The sequence below is a fragment of the Pseudomonas sp. B22(2017) genome (genome assembly GCF_002113105.1).
Lineage (GTDB): Bacteria > Pseudomonadota > Gammaproteobacteria > Pseudomonadales > Pseudomonadaceae > Aquipseudomonas > Aquipseudomonas asiatica.
This window is the reverse complement of record NZ_NEJN01000007.1, coordinates 55705-68882: the sequence shown is the minus strand read 5'-3', so window position 1 is coordinate 68882 and position 13178 is coordinate 55705. Positions and strand designations below refer to the sequence as shown.

12 protein-coding genes and 1 pseudogene are annotated in these 13178 nt (G+C 63.3%); 5 read left to right on the top strand and 8 right to left on the bottom strand.

Annotated elements, in window-relative coordinates; all coding sequences use genetic code 11:
* Positions 1 to 59 precede the first annotated feature (59 nt).
* Positions 60 to 497, bottom strand: a complete 438-nt coding sequence (locus CAG18_RS15990; RefSeq protein ID WP_013973685.1) for a MarR family transcriptional regulator — start codon at positions 495 to 497, stop codon at positions 60 to 62.
* 150 nt (positions 498 to 647) lie between these two features.
* Positions 648 to 2795, bottom strand: coding sequence for a DNA helicase RecQ (gene recQ / locus CAG18_RS15985; RefSeq protein WP_039612594.1), 2148 nt, complete (start codon positions 2793 to 2795; stop codon positions 648 to 650).
* Positions 2796 to 3041: 246 nt separating this feature from the next.
* Here recQ and CAG18_RS15975 point away from each other — a divergent pair, with 246 nt between their 5' ends.
* From CAG18_RS15975 to CAG18_RS15965, 3 genes are all read left to right on the top strand, one after another.
* Positions 3042 to 3629 carry a YecA family protein gene (locus tag CAG18_RS15975; RefSeq protein ID WP_013973687.1) on the top strand — a complete coding sequence of 196 codons (588 nt, stop codon included), beginning with the start codon at positions 3042 to 3044 and terminating at the stop codon, positions 3627 to 3629.
* A 7-nt stretch (positions 3630 to 3636) separates the two neighbouring features.
* On the top strand, positions 3637 to 4002 hold the full coding sequence (locus CAG18_RS15970; RefSeq protein ID WP_003259078.1) for a YbaN family protein: 366 nt from the start codon (positions 3637 to 3639) through the stop codon (positions 4000 to 4002).
* A 311-nt stretch (positions 4003 to 4313) separates the two neighbouring features.
* Entirely contained in the window at positions 4314 to 5672 is a 1359-nt protein-coding gene (locus CAG18_RS15965; protein ID WP_003259075.1) for a TolC family outer membrane protein, read from the top strand.
* Between the two features lie 128 nt (positions 5673 to 5800).
* Here CAG18_RS15965 and CAG18_RS15960 read toward each other — a convergent pair whose 3' ends face one another.
* The 4 genes and pseudogenes from CAG18_RS15960 to CAG18_RS15950 form a co-directional block, all read right to left on the bottom strand.
* Positions 5801 to 6400 (bottom strand): tRNA-uridine aminocarboxypropyltransferase, encoded by a 600-nt coding sequence (locus tag CAG18_RS15960; protein WP_085721180.1) that lies wholly within the window; start codon positions 6398 to 6400, stop codon positions 5801 to 5803.
* Between the two features lie 164 nt (positions 6401 to 6564).
* Entirely contained in the window at positions 6565 to 7593 is a 1029-nt protein-coding gene (locus CAG18_RS15955; RefSeq protein ID WP_371035233.1) for a methyl-accepting chemotaxis protein, read from the bottom strand.
* A 228-nt stretch (positions 7594 to 7821) separates the two neighbouring features.
* Positions 7822 to 8124 (bottom strand): annotated as a pseudogene (locus CAG18_RS27520) (PAS domain-containing protein); the annotation flags it as partial.
* A 145-nt stretch (positions 8125 to 8269) separates the two neighbouring features.
* Positions 8270 to 9163 (bottom strand): LysR family transcriptional regulator, encoded by an 894-nt coding sequence (locus CAG18_RS15950; RefSeq protein ID WP_013973692.1) that lies wholly within the window; start codon positions 9161 to 9163, stop codon positions 8270 to 8272.
* 225 nt (positions 9164 to 9388) lie between these two features.
* Between CAG18_RS15950 and speB the strand changes: the two genes are divergently transcribed.
* Both speB and CAG18_RS15940 read left to right on the top strand, forming a co-directional pair.
* The gene (speB, locus tag CAG18_RS15945) at positions 9389 to 10339 is read left to right on the top strand and encodes an agmatinase (RefSeq protein ID WP_013973693.1); all 951 of its coding nucleotides are present in this window, start codon (positions 9389 to 9391) and stop codon (positions 10337 to 10339) included.
* Positions 10340 to 10472: 133 nt separating this feature from the next.
* Positions 10473 to 11852 carry a sodium:solute symporter gene (locus CAG18_RS15940; protein ID WP_013973694.1) on the top strand — a complete coding sequence of 460 codons (1380 nt, stop codon included), beginning with the start codon at positions 10473 to 10475 and terminating at the stop codon, positions 11850 to 11852.
* A gap of 106 nt (positions 11853 to 11958) precedes the next feature.
* Here CAG18_RS15940 and CAG18_RS27320 read toward each other — a convergent pair whose 3' ends face one another.
* On the bottom strand, positions 11959 to 12087 hold the full coding sequence (locus CAG18_RS27320; protein WP_009683677.1) for a PA1414 family protein: 129 nt from the start codon (positions 12085 to 12087) through the stop codon (positions 11959 to 11961).
* Between the two features lie 124 nt (positions 12088 to 12211).
* Positions 12212 to 13105 (bottom strand): LysR family transcriptional regulator, encoded by an 894-nt coding sequence (locus tag CAG18_RS15935; protein ID WP_015271294.1) that lies wholly within the window; start codon positions 13103 to 13105, stop codon positions 12212 to 12214.
* Positions 13106 to 13178: the final 73 nt, after the last annotated feature.

Below are 13178 nucleotides of genomic sequence, written 5' to 3'. Positions count from 1 at the left end.
CTGGAATGACCTCTTCGCAGCACAAGGCTGCTCCTACAACGATCGCGGGTGCAGGTTGATCAGGATTTCTCCAGGTTGGCCAGAATCTTGGCATGCACCCGCATGCACACCTGCAGCTCCGCCTCATCCACCCCGGTGAACAGCTCTACCCGCAGTTGATTGGCAATGGTCTCGATCTGGTCGATCAGCGGCTTGGCCGGCGGGCACAGCACTATCTTCTTCGCCCGCCGGTCCTCCAGCACCGCCTGCCGGCGTACCAGCCCCTGCGCTTCCAGGCTATCGAGCAGGCGTGCCAGGGTCGGGCCTTCGACGCCCACGCTCTGGGCCAGCTCACGCTGGGTCGGGGCCTCTTCGAAACGGGCCAGGTGCAGCAACACCAGCCAGCGCGCCTGTGAAAGGTTGAGCCCGGCCAGGCGGCGGTCCAGCTCGGCACGCCAACCCCGGGACATCTGGGCCAGCTGCATGCCGAAGCGGTGTTGGTTGTCGGTCAGGGGCATAAGCAACTCATTGAATAGATCTAATTATTAGGCAGCTAACCATGGCCCGCCCCACGAGGCAAGGCTCGGGCACCCTGGAATATTCGATAATCGTCAAAAAACATGACAAAGGTCAGCAGATGGCAGTTCTGCCTTCGATCCTGTCACCACTTACAACTCGAACTCGGCCGCCAGCGCAGCCCGCACGCAGTACAGCACGCCCTCCGGCACCCGTCCCCCGAACAGCGGCACGATCGCAGACACCGGTGGCAGCTCGCCCTCGCCATCGAGGAAGGCATCCTGCACTTCCATCAACAGGTCTTCCGGCAGGTCCAGGGCCTGCTCGAGGCTCAGTTCCTGGCGGCCCAGCGCCTCGGCCAGCAGGCTGTAGACGTTCTTCTCGCTGCAGTTGAGCTGGCCGGCGATCTGCGCCGGGGTCATGCCGGCGCGTGCCAGGCTGACCAGTTCGTGGCGCAGGTCGAGCACCACTTTCGGTGCTTCGTCGGTGCCACCGCTATTGTTCAGCACCTCGAGGAAGGCCTGGCCATAACGCTCCAGCTTGCGCGCACCCACGCCGCTGACCTGGGCCATGTCGCTGAGGCTGACCGGCTGGCTGCGCAGCATCTCCAGCAGCGTCGAGTCGGGGAAGATGACATAGGGCGGCACGCTGTGCTCCTCGGCCAGCTTGCGCCGCAGGGTACGCAGTGCTTCCCACAGCTCGCGCTCTTCGGCACGCACCAGCTGGCTGGCCGGGCTGCCGCCACTGGACGACGACGTCCTGGCGGTGGTCTGCGGCTTGAGGTCACGGCGCAGCTGCAAGGTCACCTCGCCCCGCAGCAGCGGCCGGCAGCTGTCGGAGAGGCGCAGGCCACCGTAGCCTTCCAGGTCGATATCGACCAGGCCGCGCGCCACCAGCTGACGGAACAGCGAACGCCACTCGACCTCGGCCAGCCCCTTGCCGACGCCAAAAACCGAGAGTTTTTCGTGGCCGAAATTGCGCACCTTTTCGGTGTCCTTGCCCAGCAGCACGTCGACCAGGTGCCCGACGCCGTAGCGCTGGCCGGTGCGGAACACCGCCGACAGCGCCTGACGGGCAGGCTCGGTGGCATCCCAGGTCTGCACCTGGTCGACACAGTTGTCACAGTGCCCGCACGGTTGCTCGAGGGTTTCGTCGAAATAGGCCAGCAGTGACTGGCGGCGGCAGCGGGTTTCTTCGCACAGGGCCAGCATGGCATCGAGCTTGTGCTGCTCGATGCGCTTGTGGCGCTCGTCCCCTTCGGAGTTCTGCAGCATCTGCTTAAGCATGACCATGTCCTGCAGCCCGTAGGCCATCCAGGCATCGGACGGCAGCCCGTCACGGCCGGCACGGCCGGTCTCCTGGTAGTACGCCTCGAGCGACTTGGGCAGGTCAAGGTGGGCAACAAAACGCACGTTCGGCTTGTCGATGCCCATGCCGAAGGCAATGGTGGCGACCATGATCAGCCCTTCCTCGTTGAGGAAACGGTGCTGGTTGGCCGCGCGCGTCTCGGCTGCCAGGCCGGCATGATACGGCAGCGCCGGGAAGCCCTGGTCACAGAGGAAGGCAGCGGTTTCGTCGACCTTCTTGCGTGACAGGCAATAAACGATACCGGCGTTGCCGCGGCGTTCGCCGAGGAAGGCCATCAGCTGCTTGCGCGGCGCCTCCTTGGGCACGATGCGGTAGAAGATGTTGGGCCGGTCGAAACTCGACAGGAAGCGTTCGGCGCCTTGCAGGTGCAGGCGCTGGACGATCTCTTCACGGGTGCGCATGTCGGCGGTGGCGGTCAGCGCTATGCGCGGCACATGCGGGAACAGCTCGGCCAACTGGCCCAGTTGCAGGTATTCGGGGCGGAAATCGTGACCCCATTGCGACACGCAGTGGGCCTCGTCGATGGCGAACAGCGAGATATCCAGATCACGCAGGAAGTCGAGCATGCGCGGCTGCACCAGGCGTTCCGGTGCCAGGTACAGCATCTTCACTTCGCCACGGCGCAGGCGCCCGGCCAGGTCACGCTGCTGCTCGGGGGTCAGCGTGGAGTTCAGCGCGGCAGCCGGCACACCCAGTTCGTCGAGCGTGGCGACCTGGTCGTCCATCAGCGCGATCAGTGGCGAGACCACCACTGTCAGGCCCGGACGCAGCAGCCCCGGCACCTGGAAACACAGCGACTTGCCGCCGCCGGTGGGCATCAGCACCAGGGCATCGCCGCCATTAGCCACGCAGTCGATGATCGCTGCCTGGCGCCCGCGGAAACTGTCGTAGCCAAAGACGTCCTTGAGAACGCGCTGAGCCTGTTCGAGCATGTGCAACTCCACAAATCGCCGTACCATCCCGGATACAGGCTGGACGAAAAACCCGCCCCGCACACGCCAAATGCGTAAGCGGTTTTTGCCAGGCGGCCGGCAAATCCTGCCCCTGGATGAAAAATCGCGGAGTATACCGCAGCACCGCCCCGCGCAGGGCACCACGGCGATAGACGTTCCCTTTACCCCGCTGCCGTCGCAAGGTGCTAGAATTCGTTATCGTTTATTCCCCAAGGTAGCCCTGTAATGTCCTTCGCCGAGCAACTGACCCGCCTGCAAGCCTTCCTCGACGCCGACGAGCTGCACGAAGAAGCGCTGGACTATGTCGCCGCCCACGGCTACCTCACCGCCCTGTCGATCAATGCCGAGGAAGTGCCCGAGCGCGAATGGATCGACGCCCTGTTCGCCGAAGAGCCGCACTACGCCAGCGACGCTCAGCGCACCGAGATCGAGGCCACCCTGGTAGCGCTCAAGGCACACATCGCCCGCCAGCTGGCCAGCGACGATGAATTCGAGCTGCCGTGCGACCTCGACCTGACCGAAGAGCCGGACGATTCCGACCTGCGCGGCTGGTGCATCGGCTTCATGGAAGGCGTATTCCTGCGTGAAGAGGCCTGGTTCGAAAACGCCGAGGAAGAAGTCAGCGAGATGCTGCTGCCGATCATGGTCGGCTCGGGCCTGTTCGACGAGCAGCCGGAGTTCGCCGACATCGCCAGCAACGCCAACCTGCAGGACGACATGATCGTACAGATCCCCGAAGCACTGACGGCGCTGTTCCTGCTGCTGCATGCCCCTGACGAAAAGCCGGCACTGCTCAAGCCACGTCACCACTAAGTCGCCTGTGCGCTACCTGCTGCTGGCCACCGGCTGGCTCAGCGTCGCGTTGGGGGTGTTGGGGATATTCCTGCCGGTATTGCCCACCACCCCGTTCCTGCTATTGGCGGCTGCCTGCTTTGCCCGCAGTTCGCCGCGCTTTCACCACTGGCTGGTTCATCACCCCAAGCTCGGGCCATGGATCCGTGACTACCTCAGTGGTGAAGGTATCCCCCTCAAGGGCAAGGTCTACGCCATCGGCCTGATGTGGGCCAGCATCGGCCTGTCGTGCTATCTGGTGCCCCTGTTCTGGGCACGCATCTTCATGTTGTCCAGTGCCGTCCTGGTAAGCCTGTATATCCTCAGCCAGAAAACCCTGCACAAGCCAAAGTGACAATATTCTGTCGCCAAATATCACTTTCGCCTAATTCGTGCTTCCCTTATCCGAAATGATTCTGGAACTCGGTTAAAGCCCTGTATTCATTGGCCTTAATGGAGTTTTACGCCGCCATTTCCAACGTTCACCTGTGAGCCTGTTAGATTATTTAATTAGGTTATTGCAATTTTATATGAATAAATCTTCTTGTCTATCGCGTTGAATGTACTTAGCTGTGTTATTAAAAACCTGCAACACTATATGAAATAACTTTATCGTCATTTTTTTGGCGAATAGCAGGATCAATTCCAGGATCAGGGAGATGTACCATGCGCGTTTTGAACCCCATCACCAGTGCATTACTGTTGGCCCTGGCGAGTGCCAACGTACAGGCGATGTCGATCACCGAGGCTGTCCAGAGCGCCGTGGACTACCACCCGCAGGTCAGCTCCAACCGCAACAGCAAGCTGTCTGCCGATGAAGATGTTAAGTTTGCGCGTGGTGGCTACTACCCTTCCGTGGATCTGGTCGCAGGCTATGGCCGCCAGCGTTCTGACAACACCACGACGCGTGCCGAGGGCAACCACAACAAGGAAACCCTCAACTACACCCAGTCCGAGCTGCGCCTGCGGCAGATGATCTTCGACGGCTTCAACACCTCGAATGAAGTGGGCCGCACCGAAGCGGTCTCCACCTCCCGCGCCTACTACACCCAGGCCGTTGCCCAGGATGTCGCCCTGCGTGCAGTCGAGGTGTACCTGGAAGTGCTCAAACGCCGTGAACTGGTGACCCTGGCCAGGAACAACCTGCAAGCCCACCTGCGCGTCAACGACCAGATCGGCCTGCGCAACGAGCGCGGCGTCGGCAGCACCGCCGACCTTGACCAGTCCCGCGCACGTCGCGCCCTGGCGGAAAACAACCTGGACACCGCCGAAGTCGACCTGGCCGATGCCGAGGCCAACTTCTTCAGCGTCGTCGGCCGCATGCCGGACGAGCTGGAAAGCCCGCAGTCCATCAAGGGCGAGGTGCCTGGCACCCTCGATGAAGCCCGCGACGGCATGCGTCAAAACAACCCGTACATCAAGTCTGCCCAGGCTGACGTCAATGCTGCCGAGCAGCAATACGAAGTGGCCAAGTCGACCTTCTACCCACGCTTCGACGCCATTCTGGCTACCGGTGCCAACAACAACACCGGTGGCGAGAAAGGCCACAACAACAACGACTGGCAAGCCGGCGTGGAGATGAACTACAACCTGTTCCGCGGCGGCAGCGACAAGGCTCGCCTGCAGTCCGACGCGCACAAGATCAACCAGGCCCTGGACATCCGCAACAACGCCCTGCGTGAGCTGACCGAAAACCTGAGCCTGGCGTGGAACGCCATGAACAACGCCAGCAAGCAGCTGCCGACTGCGCGTGAATACGCCGAGACCACCAAGCGCGTGCGTGCCGCCTACCAGGACCAGTTCGGCCTGGGCCAACGTACCCTGCTCGACGTGCTCGACAGTGAAAACGAGCTGTACAACGCCGACCGCCGCTACACCGAGGTGCGTTATACCGAGGAGTTCTCGCGCTACCGCGTGCTGGCGACCATGGGCGAGCTGTTGACCAAGCAACGTATTTCGCTGCCACCGGAAGCGCTGGCTACCACCGAAGTACGCACCGAGGCACGTTTGCCTGATATGCGTTGATCGGGTTCGAGATAGCCGGGGCCGCTTTGCGGCCCATTCGCAGCACAAGGCTGCTCCTACAGATGTTGCGCGCTTTCCTGTAGGAGCAGCCTTGTGCTGCGAATGGGCTGCAAAGCAGCCCCCTGCCCTCACTCACTACCATGGTTACGCTGGAACGTCTCCAAACCCATGGCCCTGATCTGCCCCTCGATCAACGCCTCGAACGGTGCCAGCAGCGCATCGAAACAGGCAGGCTGCTCCAACGCGTTCAGCGCCCCCACCACCGCCTCGATAGTCGACAACGCCCCCGCCTCCGGCGCCTTGCGCAAGCGGTAGCGTGAAGGCGCGACAGCCCCCAGCGTGACTCGCGGCAACGCCTCCAGCAATGGGTTCAGGTACAACAGCTTGCGTGCCTTGCGCCAGGTGCCGTCGGGCACGATCAACAGCAAGGGTTTGTCGTCCGTCTTGCCATAGGCCACCAACCTCTGGGCGTCGTCGCCCGGGAACAGCAGGGCCGGCCGGTAACCGGGGGTCGCCAGCAATTCGTTCAGGTCATCGAATACCTCGCCTACCCGCAACTCGGCGTTGTTCAGGCCAAGGGCGGCCAGGCGGGCGGTATTCAGGGCATGGGCGGTTTCACTGGGGTGCTGCAGCAGGATGACGCGGGTACGGCTGTCGAGCGCGGGGATCAGTGGGCAGAGGCAATGGTCGAGCGGGCGCTGGCAGCGCTCGCAGCGGGGTCTGGGCATGGGGTTCTCCTTGGCGGGAACAGTTTGCCACAGAACCGGGGCCCGCTTTGCGGGCCTTTCGCCGGCAGGCCAGCTCCCACAGGATCACCACAGGCCTGAGCCTTGTGCAATACCTGTGGGAGCTGGCTTGCCGGCGAAAGGGCCGCAAAGCGGCCCCGGCGATCTCAACGGTTGAACCGCTCTGCCAGGCTATGCAGGTATTCCGCCATGCGCTCCAGGTCCTGGCTGATTTCCGCGCCCTGCCTGGCCTGCCCGGCACTCTGGTCGCATAGGTGGGCTATGCGCACGATCTGCTGGTTGATGTCCTCGGCCACATGGCTCTGCTGCTCCGACGCCGTCGCCATCTGCTGGCTCATGCCGGTGATGCGGCTGACCGCCTGGGCAATCCCGCTCAACGCTGCCTGCACCGCCTCGACGCTGTGCACGCTGTCCCGCGAGATCTGCTCGCCGCGGCTGGCGGTGCTGACCGCGCGCGCTGCCCCGGCGCGCAACGAGGCGATGATCTGGTGGATCTCCTCGGTCGAGGCACGGGTGCGCTGGGCCAGCGAACGCACCTCGTCGGCCACCACGGCAAACCCGCGCCCCTGTTCGCCGGCACGCGCCGCCTCGATGGCTGCGTTGAGCGCCAGCAGGTTGGTCTGCTCGGCGATCGAGGTAATCACATCGACCACGCTGCCGATCGACTGGGTCTGCTCAGCCAGGGCATTGACCGCCTGGCCGATGTCGTTGACCGCATTGCTCATGCTGCCCATGGCTTGCAGGCTCTGCATCGCCAGCTCGCTGCCCTGTTGCGCCAGCTGGTCGGCATCGCCCGCTGCGTGCGCCGTGCTCTGCACGTTGTGGGTAACCTGCTGGATGGTCGCCGCCATCTGCGCGATGGCGGCGGCGGACTGGTCGGTCTCGTTGCGCTGGCGGTCGAGCATCTGTGCCTGGGCATCGGACAAATCGGACGACTGCGCTGCCCGCGACTTCACCCCGACCCCGGCATCCACCAGGCGGGTCAAGGCCGTTTGCAGGCGTGCTTCTTCACTGATGATGGCAAGATCCAGCTGGCCCTGCAGGCCTGGGTTATCACTGTAGGTCAGTGCCACCAGTGGGCTGGTGAAGGCCTTGGGATGCTCGGCCAGCGTGCGCCGGACCGCCTGGTTCTGCCGGTGCTCGACCAGATACCAGGCCAGCAGCAGGCTGGCCATCAGCACCCCGAGCGCCGCGTAGGGCGGTAGCCACAGGTAGCCCGCCGCCGACAGCAGTCCCGCACCTATCAATGGCCAACCGTGGCCCAGGCCATGCAGCAGGCGGGCCGCCCACGGCACCGGTGTGCGGCCGGCCCGCAGGCGCGCATACAACGCCTCGGCGCGACGGATCTGCTCGCGAGTGGGCACCGAGCGCACCGACTCGTAGCCACTGATGCGGCCCTGCTCGTAGATGGCCGTGACGTAGGCGCTGACCCAGTAGTAATCACCGTTCTTCGCCCGGTTCTTGACGACCCCCATCCACGGTTTGCCTTGCTTGATGGTTTCCCACATGTGGCCGAACACTGCCGGCGGCATGTCCGGGTGGCGCACCAGGTTGTGGGGTTGGCCGACCAGCTCGTCGTAGGTGAACCCGCTGATCGCCACGAAAGCGTCGTTGCAGTAAGTGATGCGGCTGTTGAGGTCAGTGGTGGAAATCAGGCGTTGATCGTTGGGAAAGGTTCTTTCGTGCTCAGTGACGGGCAAATTCATGCGCATCTCGGGCAATCCTTGCAGGATGAAAGGGAGGTAGACAGCAGCACACGCAAATTTGATATATAGCAGGACGCCATTATGTTGTCGGTCGACAGCACCAACAATTTAACGGGTGCCGACGAAATACAGCATATGCCGGGCTTCAGCCCACGTTGAGCTGGCTTTTGAGGAGGTCGCGGAAGGTCTGGATCAATGGCTCACGGCTGCGCCCGCGGCGAATGATCAGCGAGAACGGTGCCTGGTAGCCGAAGGTCGACGGCGACAGCACGCGCAAGTCGCCCTTGTCGACCCAGGCCTGGGCATAGTGCTCGGGCAGGTAGCCGATGTAGGCCCCGGACAGAATCAGGATCAACTGCGCCTCCATGCTCTCCACCGTCGCCGCGCTGTGCTTGAAGCCATGCCGGGCCAGTTCGGCCTGGCTCCAGTAGCCACGCCCGACCATGCGCTGCTGGGTCACCACCTGCTCGGGGATGCGCCGTTCGGCATACAACGGGTGGCGGCTGCTGCAGTACAGCCAGTGCTGCTCACGGTACAGCGGCTGGTAGAGCAGCCCGCTCATGCGCGAGGAGAACGCCCCGATCGCCAGGTCTAGACGGTTGTCCTGCACGCCCAGTTGCAGCTCGTAAGGGCTGGATACCGACAAATGCAGGTGCACCGCCGGGTGTTCCTGGCTGTAGGCGCCAATGGCTTCGGCCAGCGGCAAGGCCCTGTCACCGACCGTGGAATCGATCACCCCCAGGTTGAGGGTGCCACGCAACTCGCCCTTGAGGGCGGCGGCGTACTGTTCGAAGCCGTCCAGCTCGGCCAGCAGGCGCAGGGTTTCCTGGTGGAACAGCTCGCCCTTGCTGGTCAGGCTGAAGCCGCCACGGCCACGGTGGCACAGCACGATCCCCAGGGCACCTTCCAGCTGGCTCATGTAGGTGCTGATGGCCGAGGTCGACAGGTTCAGCTCGCGCTGGGCATTGGCAAAGCCCTGGTGGCGCACCACGCTGACGAAGATGCGCAGCAGTTTCAGGTCGGGCAAGGTCGAGGCCATGGTGCAACGGTTCCGCAGGGGGTATTAGCGCGCAGTCTAACCGCTCTGCCGCCTTTAGTTCAGAAATTCCTGAACTAAATATTTGCCGGTAGCGATTTTTCCCCGGCACTACCTTCAGCAGACTTGGCCGAAATGTCCCTGCCCGCCGGCAAGACCACACCTGGAAGGCGCGCGGCGGCACAGGTTCGAACAAACAGAACAATCGACCGACTGATGAGGCCCACCGTGGACAAGATCCTCCACCAACCACTGGGCGGCAACGAAATGCCGCGTTTCGGCGGCATCGCCACCATGCTCCGTCTCCCCCACCTGCAAAGTGCCCAAGGCCTGGACGCCGCCTTCATCGGCGTGCCACTGGACATCGGTACTTCGCTGCGCTCCGGCACCCGTTTCGGCCCGCGTCAGATCCGCGCCGAATCGGTGATGATCCGCCCGTACAACATGGCCACGGGAGCTGCACCGTTCGACTCGCTGTCGGTGGCCGACATCGGTGACGTGGCGATCAACACCTTCAACCTGCTGGACGCCGTGCGCATCATCGAAGAAGCGTATGACGAGATCCTCGAGCACAACATCATCCCGCTGACCCTGGGTGGCGACCACACCATCACCCTGCCGATCCTGCGCGCGCTGCACAAGAAGCACGGCAAGATCGGCCTGGTGCACATCGATGCCCACGCCGACGTCAACGACCACATGTTCGGCGAGAAGATCGCCCACGGCACCACCTTCCGCCGTGCCGTGGAAGAAGGCCTGCTCGATTGCGAGCGCGTGGTGCAGATCGGCCTGCGCGCCCAGGGCTACACCGCCGATGACTTCAACTGGAGCCGCCGCCAGGGCTTCCGTGTAGTCCAGGCCGAAGAGTGCTGGCACAAGTCGCTGGAACCGCTGATGGCCGAAGTGCGCGAAAAGGTCGGCGGTGGCCCGGTGTACCTGTCGTTCGACATCGATGGCATCGACCCGGCCTGGGCTCCCGGTACCGGCACCCCGGAAATCGGCGGCTTGACCACCATCCAGGCGATGGAGATCATTCGCGGCTGCCACGGCCTGGACCTGATCGGCTGTGACCTCGTCGAAGTCTCCCCGCCTTACGACACCACCGGCAACACCTCGCTGCTCGGTGCCAACCTGCTGTTCGAGATGCTCTGCGTGCTACCGGGCGTAGTGCGTCGTTAATACCGCTATACCCCGGCAGGAGCCATGAGGGAGGGCCACAGAGGCCCGCCAACAACACGACAAGACCGCCGGGCGCCGTGAACCCGCCCGCGTGGTCGATCTCGCCATAATAAAGATAATCGGGAGACCCCCAATGGCCTTGGACATCATTGTTGTAATGATCTATACCGCCGGCATGCTCGGGCTTGGCTGGTACGGCATGCGGCGCGCGAAAACCCATGAGGACTACCTGGTGGCCGGGCGCAACCTCGGCCCGGTCCTGTACATGGGCACCATGGCCACCACCGTACTCGGTGGCGCTTCCACTGTCGGCACCGTACGCCTGGGCTACGTCCACGGCATCTCCGGCTTCTGGCTGTGCGCAGCCCTGGGCCTGGGCATCATCGCCCTCAACCTGTTGCTGGCCAAACCCTTGCTGCGCCTGCGCATCTTCACCGTGACCCAGGTGCTGGAACAGCGCTACAACCCGGCCGCACGCCAGGCCAGCGCCGTGATCATGCTGGCCTACGCACTGATGATCGGCGTTACCTCGACCCTGGCTATGGCCACCGTATTGCAGGTGCTGCTCGACCTGCCGTTCTGGGCCTCGCTGCTGCTGGGCGGTGGTGTGGTGGTGCTGTACTCGACCATTGGCGGCATGTGGTCGCTGACGCTGACCGACATCGTCCAGTTCGTGATCAAGACCGTCGGCCTGATGTTCATCCTGCTGCCGGTGTGCCTGTACAAGGCCGGTGGCTGGGACACCCTGGTGGCCAAGCTGCCGGCGGCCAGCTTCCAGCTGACCACCATTGGCTGGGACACCATCATCACCTACTTCCTGATCTACTTCTTCGGCATCCTCATCGGCCAGGACATCTGGCAGCGGGTGTTCACTGCCCGTGACGAGAAGGTCTGCCAGCGTGCCGGCACCACCGCCGGTGTGTACTGCATACTGTACGGCCTGGCCTGCGCCGCGATCGGCATGGCTGCGCATGTGCTGATGCCCGACCTGGCCAACCCGAACAATGCCTTTGCCGAGATGATCAAGACCACGCTGCCCGATGGCATCCGTGGCCTGCTGATGGCAGCGGCGCTAGCCGCCATGATGTCCACCGCCAGCGCCGGCCTGCTGGCTGCGTCCACCACCCTGACCGAAGACCTGCTGCCCAAACTGCGTGGCGGCAAGGCGTCGAGCCTGGGCGTCAGCCGCCTGTTCACCCTGCTCACCGGCCTGGTGGTGCTGGGCATTGCCCTGGTGGTGAACGATGTGATCAACGCCCTGACCCTGGCCTACAACCTGCTGGTCGGCGGTATGCTGATCCCGCTGATCGGGGCGATCTTCTGGAAGCGCGCTACCACCGCCGGGGCTATCGCCAGCATGTCGCTGGGCTTTGCCACCGCGCTGCTGTTCATGTTCAAGGATGGGCTGGAGGCCAATACGCCGATCTACTACAGCCTGGCGGTTGGTCTGGTGAGCTTTGTGGTGGTCAGCCTGATGTCGCGTAAATCGGTGGCGGCGGTGAAGCTGGCCTGATAGACCCGGCTGCCTTTACCCGCGAAGAGGCAGGTACAGGCAACACACAACTGGCAGACACTAAAAGGCCGCTGCACCCACCCAGGTGCAGCGGCCTTTGTCTGTATCAGCGACGACGCGGTTGGCGTTTGCGCTGCTCTTCATCAGTCGGGATCGGCACCGGCTGCAAGGGTGGTGGAATCAGCCCCAAGGCGACAGCCAGGTCATGGAGCCAGTTGGACAGTGGTTTATTCATAATGCCCCCTTGACGGGTCAGCCTCACGGCAATTCAATCCTGCGATGTTTCATACAGATCATAGCCCTATGTCCTGTATTACGCATGCCTCTAAAGCTACAGATACGGGCCATTTTGATACGGATCAAGCCGTAACGGCGCATTCCGACGACTGGTTAATCGTTTCGCTTTGTTGCAGGTCGATCCAGGCCTGCAAATTTGCCCCGCGCATGCCCTGGCGCCACATCAACCAGGTGACCGCCTGATCGAACGGTGCCTGCAGCTGGTGCACCCGCACCCGGTCGCGCCCGGGCAGGCTGTCGAGCATCGACCTGGCCATCATCGCCACACCCGCGCCAGCGATCACGCAGGCCAGCATGCTCTGGTACGACTCGATTTCCATCACCCGGCCCATGGGCGTATGGGCATGGGCATACCAGGCCTCCAGGCGCATGCGGTACGAGCAGCCCTGGCGGAAGGTGAACACCGCCTTGCCGGCCACATCCTTGGCAGTGTGTACCGCAGGGTGCTCGGGGCTGGTGATCAGCACCAACTGCTCATCGCAAAGCGGCACGCCATCCAGCCCGGCCAGGCTCGGTGGCCCGTCCACCAGGGCCGCGTCCAAGGTGTGGTTGAGCAGGCCTTCCAGCAACTCGCCACTGGGCGCCGCACGCACCTGCAAGTTAACCGCCGGGTAGGCCTGGTGATAACGCGCCAGCAACCCCGGCAAATGGGTCGCCGCCGTGCTGTACATGGTCCCCAGCACGAAGTCCCCGGCCGGTTGGCCGCCCCGCACGGCGGCCAGCGCCTCGTCGCGCAAGGCTGACATGCGGTTGGCGTAATCCAGCAGCACCTTGCCCGCGGGCGACAGCTGCAGGCGCTGGCGCTCGCGCAGGAACAGCTCGACACCCAGTTGCTCTTCGAGCTGGCGCAAGCGCGTCGACAGGTTCGACGGCACCCGATGCAGGCGCTCTGCGGCGCGGGTGACCGAACCTTCCTCGGCCACGGCCTGGAAGATACGCAGTTGGCTGAATTCCACGGCATTCTCCAAAACAGAACAACTTGATCATCATTATTCAATTTTATTGAAAAAGAAACCGCCCTAACCTGCC

What these genes read in the sequence shown, in the direction of transcription:
- CAG18_RS15990 (WP_013973685.1), bottom strand. Translation starts at nt 497, where the DNA reads ATGCCCCTGACCGACAACCAACACCGCTTCGGCATGCAGCTGGCCCAG.
- recQ (WP_039612594.1), bottom strand. Translation starts at nt 2,795, where the DNA reads ATGCTCGAACAGGCTCAGCGCGTTCTCAAGGACGTCTTTGGCTACGAC.
- CAG18_RS15975 (WP_013973687.1), top strand. Translation starts at nt 3,042, where the DNA reads ATGTCCTTCGCCGAGCAACTGACCCGCCTGCAAGCCTTCCTCGACGCC.
- CAG18_RS15965 (WP_003259075.1), top strand. Translation starts at nt 4,314, where the DNA reads ATGCGCGTTTTGAACCCCATCACCAGTGCATTACTGTTGGCCCTGGCG.
- CAG18_RS15960 (WP_085721180.1), bottom strand. Translation starts at nt 6,400, where the DNA reads ATGCCCAGACCCCGCTGCGAGCGCTGCCAGCGCCCGCTCGACCATTGC.
- CAG18_RS15955 (WP_371035233.1), bottom strand. Translation starts at nt 7,593, where the DNA reads ATGGCCAGCCTGCTGCTGGCCTGGTATCTGGTCGAGCACCGGCAGAAC.
- CAG18_RS15950 (WP_013973692.1), bottom strand. Translation starts at nt 9,163, where the DNA reads ATGGCCTCGACCTTGCCCGACCTGAAACTGCTGCGCATCTTCGTCAGC.
- CAG18_RS15940 (WP_013973694.1), top strand. Translation starts at nt 10,473, where the DNA reads ATGGCCTTGGACATCATTGTTGTAATGATCTATACCGCCGGCATGCTC.
- CAG18_RS27320 (WP_009683677.1), bottom strand. Translation starts at nt 12,087, where the DNA reads ATGAATAAACCACTGTCCAACTGGCTCCATGACCTGGCTGTCGCCTTG.